At 66.2% G+C, this 5,625-nt stretch carries 5 protein-coding genes; 4 read left to right on the top strand and 1 reads right to left on the bottom strand.

All coding sequences use genetic code 11. The features are described 5' to 3' along the window. A partial coding sequence (locus EN745_RS28610) for a spermidine/putrescine ABC transporter substrate-binding protein (RefSeq protein ID WP_145992175.1) occupies positions 1-882 on the bottom strand: 882 nt, incomplete at its 3' end. Between the two features lie 232 nt (positions 883-1,114). Here EN745_RS28610 and EN745_RS28605 point away from each other — a divergent pair. From EN745_RS28605 to EN745_RS28590, 4 genes are all read left to right on the top strand, one after another. Then, positions 1,115-2,053, top strand: coding sequence for a GntR family transcriptional regulator (locus EN745_RS28605; protein ID WP_126058184.1), 939 nt, complete (start codon positions 1,115-1,117; stop codon positions 2,051-2,053). An 11-nt stretch (positions 2,054-2,064) separates the two neighbouring features. Beyond that, complete coding sequence (locus tag EN745_RS28600) at positions 2,065-3,348, top strand: glycosyltransferase (RefSeq protein WP_126058185.1); 1,284 nt, start codon at positions 2,065-2,067, stop codon at positions 3,346-3,348. 4 nt (positions 3,349-3,352) lie between these two features. Next, a complete protein-coding gene (locus EN745_RS28595) occupies positions 3,353-4,738 on the top strand; it encodes a glutamine synthetase family protein (RefSeq protein ID WP_127422795.1) in 1,386 nt (461 codons plus the stop codon). A gap of 2 nt (positions 4,739-4,740) precedes the next feature. Next, on the top strand, positions 4,741-5,625 hold an 885-nt coding region (locus tag EN745_RS28590; RefSeq protein WP_145992174.1), incomplete at its 3' end, for an FAD-binding oxidoreductase.

The following is a 5,625-nucleotide window of genomic DNA, read 5'->3' as shown; positions in this document are numbered from 1 at the left end:
GTTCTGCGCCGCCCAGGCGTGGTTCTTGGCGTCGAGCATGAAGTTGATGAACTTGAAGGCGGCGTCCTTGTGCTCGGAAGCCTTCATCACCACCATCGTGTCGACCCAGAGGTCCGAGCCTTCCTTCGGAATGACGTATTTGATCTCGGGCTTCTCGGCGATGCCGTAGTTGCACCAGCCGTCCCAGGCCTGCACCAGCAGCGCCTCGCCGGACACCAGCTTCGAATAGAAGGTGGTGTCGTCATAGGCGAGGAGGGTCTTCTTGGCCGAGATCAGCAGGTCCTTGACCTCGGCCATCTTGGCCGGGTCGGTCTCGTTGACGGAGAAACCCTTGTCGAGCTGGCCCGCGGCCAGCAGCCAGCGGTCGGTGGCCAGCATGGTGGTCTTGCCCTTGAGATCGTCGGAAGGCGCGAGCAGGTCGCTCCAGCTTGTCGGCGCCGTCTTGATCAGGTCCGAACGATAGCAGAGGCCGGTCGTGCCCCAGGTGTAGGGCACCGAGAAGGCGTTGCCGACATCGTGCGGCAGCTTGGTCGCTTCCGGATAGAGATTGGCGAGGTTGGGGACCTGGGCATGGTCGATCGGCTCGGTCAGGCCGAGCTTGTTCAGCACCTCGGCGAAGGGCGAGGAGACGAAGACCACGTCATAGCCCTTGCCGCCGGAGGCGACGAGCTTGCCCATGATCTCCTCATTGGTGGCGTGGACCACGACCTCGCCGGCAACACCGGTCGCGGTCTTGAAGGCGGCCATGGCGTCGGGCGCCATATAGCCGTCCCAGTTGGAGATGACGAGGTCGGCGGCGGCCGCCGGCGCCGAAAGCGCCAGAGCGAAGCCGAGCGCGATTGAAGACGTTCTGAACGAACGGTGCTGCAGGGCGGTGGTCATGGCAGTCTCCCATTACGGTTGATGGTCAAATTCATTGGCAGACCGGCATTCGCGGTTCCCGCCACGGGCTCGATCCTGTTCCCCGGTCTTTTGTTGCCGATTGCAGTGACAGTACTATTGCAGAAAAAAGTACGTCAATCCATAATTTGGCGGGCGGCTCCGGAATCTGGCCGATTGCCTCGGCGGGGACGATCGGCCAAACCGGGGTCGCACCGATCCACGAGAACAAGTCATGCAAGCGGCAGCCAGGCGACCTCGCACCAACCATCTCGATCTTGCGCAGCGCATCCTGGACGTTGCCAGGCAGCGCGGCTTCGCGCCCGGCGCGCACCTTCCCGAGCAACAGATCGCCTCGCTCTGCAGCGTTTCGCGGACTCCGGTGCGGGCGGCGCTGCGCCTGCTCACCGAACAGGGCGTGGTGCGCTGGGAAGCCGCCACAGGCTACCGCCTTGCCATCGACCTCGCGGCGCAAGGGGCTGTCGCCGCCGAATTGCCGAATACGGAGGAAGACGAACTGGCCGAGGCGATCCTGCGCGACCGCTCGGCGCGGCGGCTGGACCAGACGGTGACCGTCAGCGGGCTGATGCGGCGCTACGATGCTGAACGCAAGACGGTACTAAAAGCGCTTCAGAGACTGACGGAAGAGAATCTCGTCGACCGCGCGCCGGGCCAATCCTGGCTGTTTCGCCGGGCGCCCGACGATCCCGAGGCGCAGGGCGAGAGCTACGACTTCCGGCTGTTGCTGGAGCCCGCCGCCATATTGACGCCGGGCTTCAGCCTCGACGGCGCGCGGGCGGCGGCGCTGCGCCAGGGCATGGAGGCGCTGATGGCGCAGCCCGATGCGGCCTTCGACACCAGGGAATTCCAACGGCTGGACATCGAGTTCCACGGCATGATCGCCGACGGCTCGGCCAACCGGTTCGTCACCGACGCGCTGTCCGATCATCTCCGGTTGCGCCGGCTGCCTGGCATCTATGCGGGCGTCAACGTGTTCCGGCTCAAGCAGTCGCTGCGCGAGCACCTCACCATACTCGACCATCTGGAAAGCCGGCAGTATGAGGTTGCCGCTGATCTGCTGCGTGTGCATCTGAGGCTGTCGCGCAGCCAGCGGCCGCGGGCGGCGAGCCGCGGCGCGCCGGCGCTGTTCGGCATGATCAGCCGGCCGGATTGACCGAGGACATCGTGACGCGCAAAGCCAGCCCGACCATCGCGCTGTTTCCCGAAGCGAGCTTCGGCGCGGCGCTCAATTGCGTCGGCATCGCGCAGGCCTTGCGAGCCAGGGGCGCCCGGCCGGTCTTCATCTGCCATGCCGGCTTTTCCGGCGTCTTCGCCGATTACGGCTTTCAGGAATACCAGCTGCCGACCGACGATCCGCTGAGCGACAGCGAGCGGCAGAGCTACTGGCAGGCCTTCGTGCGCCGCCACCTGCCGCATTTCCGGCTGAGCCCGCTCGACCAGCTCGAAACCTATGTCGCGCCGACATGGCAGGCAATCGTCGACACGGCGGCCCACGCCGAGGCGCCGCTCAGGCAATTGCTGGCGCGGCTGAAGCCCGACGCCGTCGTCCTCGACAATGTCATCATGTTTCCGGCGATCGCCGGCGCCGGCTGCCCGTGGGTGCGCGTCGTCTCATGCGCCGAGACGGAATTGCCCGACGCCAAGGTGCCGCCCTATCTTTCCGGCCTTGCCGCCGACGACCCTGGGCGCGCCGCCTTCGAGGCGCGCTACCTCGCGGCGGTCGCCCCGGCGCATGAGCGGTTCAACCGGCTGCGCGCCAATGCAGGTCTCGCGCCGCTGCCGAAGGGCCTGTTCCTGGAGACTTCGCCCGATCTCAACCTGCTGCTGACACCGGCCATCGTGCGCCGCGAACGCGCGGCGCCGCTCGACCCCGTGCGCTTCACCTATCTTGAGGGCTGCGTCCGCTCCGAGGGGCCGTTCGAGGTGCCGGTCTTTCCGCGCAACAGCGGGCCACTGGTCTATCTCAGCTTCGGCAGCCTTGGTGCCATGGATGTCGGGCTGATCCAGCGCATGCTGGCGGTGTTCGACAGGCTGCCCGCCCGCTTCATCGTCAATGTCGGCGGCCTGCGCGACGCCTATCGCGCGGTGCCGGACAATGTCTATCTCGGCGCCTGGTTCCCGCAGCCCTCGGTGGTGGCGAAATCGGATCTCTTCATCCATCACGGCGGCAACAATAGTTTTTGCGAGGCGCTGCGCTTCGGCGTGCCGTCGCTGATCATGCCCTATTGCTGGGACGGACACGACAATGCGCGGCGCGCCGAGGAGACCGGCGTCGGCAACCATATCGGCCGTGATGGCTGGACCGAAGGAGTACTGGAGCGAGCGATCCTCGGCCTGTTGGCCGACGATGCGATGCGCGCCCGCCTGAAGGACAATGCAGCGCAGATGGCGCTGAAGCCCGGAACGGATGTGGCCGCCGAAGCGATCCTCTCTTTGATACGGATGTGACCAAATGCCTGAAAACCACCTGACGACCCTGCCGCCGACGAGCGGCGCCAACGACCCGAAAAGCTGGCTGGCCGCGCACGCGATCAGCGAAGTCGAGTGCCTGGTGCCCGATATGAACGGCGTGCTGCGCGGCAAGGCGCTGCCGGCGGCGAAGTTCCTGAAGGCGCTGGAGGACCGCGCGCTCTATCTGCCGAGCAGCGCGTTCCTGGTCAGCATAGACGGCCGCTATTCCGGCTCGATCGACGAGGGCTTCGCCTATCAGGATCCGGACATGCGCATGGTGCCTGACGTTTCGACACTTTGCCTGGCGCCGGGCGGCGGGCCGGGCAAGGCCTATGTGTTTGCCGATGCTTTCCACCTGGACGACCGGCCGTGGATGGCCTCGCCGCGTCACGTCTTGCGGGCGGTGCTCGATCTCTATCGCAAGCGTGGCTGGCGGGCGGTGGTGGCGCCGGAGCTCGAATTCTATCTCACCGCGCCAAATCCCGATCCGGACCAGCCGCTGACCGCCCCGGCCGGGCGCAACGGCCGCGCCGAAAGCGTGCAGCATCCTTATGACATGGCGGCGCTGGAGGAGTTCGAGCCGGTGATCCAGCGCATCTACGCGCATGCGGCGGCCGCGGGGTTGCCGCTCGATACGCTGATCCATGAGTCGGGCACGGCGCAATTGGAGATCAACTTCCTGCACGGCGATGCGCTGGCGCTGGCCGACAAGGTGCTGTTGTTCAAGCGCCTGACCAGGCAGGCGGCTCAGGCGAGCGGCATGCACGCCACCTTCATGGCCAAGCCGATCGCGGCGCAGGCCGGCTCCTCGATGCATCTGCACATGTCCATTGTCGACGAGGCTGGCAACACGCTGTTTGCCGGCGGCGACGATGCCGACACCGCGATGTTCGGCCACTTCATCGGCGGCTTGCAGAGATATGTTCCGGAAATCATGCCGCTGTTTGCGCCGAACGTGAATTCGTACCGGCGCATTCGTCCTAACCACAGCGCGCCGGCCAATATCGAATGGTCGCACGACAACCGCTCCTGCGGCCTGCGCGTGCCGGCCGGCGGCCGCGCCGCGCGGCGGGTGGAGAACCGGCTGCCGGGAGCCGACGCCAATCCCTATCTGGCGATCGCCGGCTCGCTGCTCGCGGGCTATCTCGGCGTGGAGGAGAAGATCGCGCGCTCGGCGGAAGCGTCTGGCAATGCCTACAAGATCAAGAGCACGCTGCCGAAGACCATGGAGGAGGCGCTCGACCGCTTCACCGCCTGCGCTCCCGTGCGGGCGCTGCTCGGCGAGGATTTCTTCCAGACCTATCTGCGCGTCAAGAGCGTCGAGCTCGACCTGTTCCAGAGCGTGGTGACGTCCTGGGAACGCGACCACCTTTTGCTCAAGGTGTGACCATGGTTTCCAGTTCGACGGGTTTCAATTCCGGTCTCGGTATCGGCAAATCCTACTATGTCGCCACCGCCCATCCGGCGCCGGATCATCCGGCGCTCATCGACGATGTCGAGGCCGACCTTGTGGTCGTCGGCGGCGGCTGCACCGGACTGTCGGCGGCGCTCCACGCCGCCCAACGCGGGCTGAAGGTTGTGCTGCTCGAAGGCGGCAGGATCGGCTGGGGCGCATCGGGCCGCAATGGCGGCCAGATGATCCCAGGCCTGCGCAAGGGCGCCAAGGGCCTGGTCAAGGCCTTCGGGCCGGAACGGGCGAAGGCGCTGTTCGACCTCGCTTTCGAGGCGCGCGGGCTGGTGCTCGACATCATCGAGCGCAATGGCATCGACTGCGACCTCAGGCTCGGCGGCCATCTGGTCGGCGCGGTGAACAGCTCCGACCTCAAGGATCTTGAAGATGAGGCCGAGTGCCTGGCCAGCGTGATGAATTTCCGCGACGTCGAGATCCTGTCGGCGGCGGAAGCGCGCGGCAAGGTCGACACGCCCTATCACGGCGCCATGTACGAGCCGCTCGGCGGCCATATGCATCCGCTGAACTACACGCTGGGGCTTGCCCGCGCGGCGGTCGCGGCCGGCGTCACCATCCACGAGAATTCGGTCGCCGTGCGGCTGGAGCGGGAGCCTTCGGTCAAGGTCTCGACGGCAAAGGGATCTGTGCGGGCGAAACATGTCGTGCTGGCCGGCGACGCGTTGCTGCAAGGACTGGAGCCGCGCGTCAACAGTCGCATCATGCCGGTCGGCAACTACATCGTCGCCACCGAGCCGCTGGAGGGCAAGCGCAATGTCATCCCGGCCAATGTCGCGGTGTCGGACACGCGCTTCGTGGTTAACTAC

The organism is Mesorhizobium sp. M4A.F.Ca.ET.022.05.2.1, from assembly GCF_003998845.1.
Taxonomy (GTDB): domain Bacteria; phylum Pseudomonadota; class Alphaproteobacteria; order Rhizobiales; family Rhizobiaceae; genus Mesorhizobium.
The sequence above is the reverse complement of the archived record's forward strand: the minus strand, read 5'-3'. Positions and strand labels throughout refer to the sequence as shown.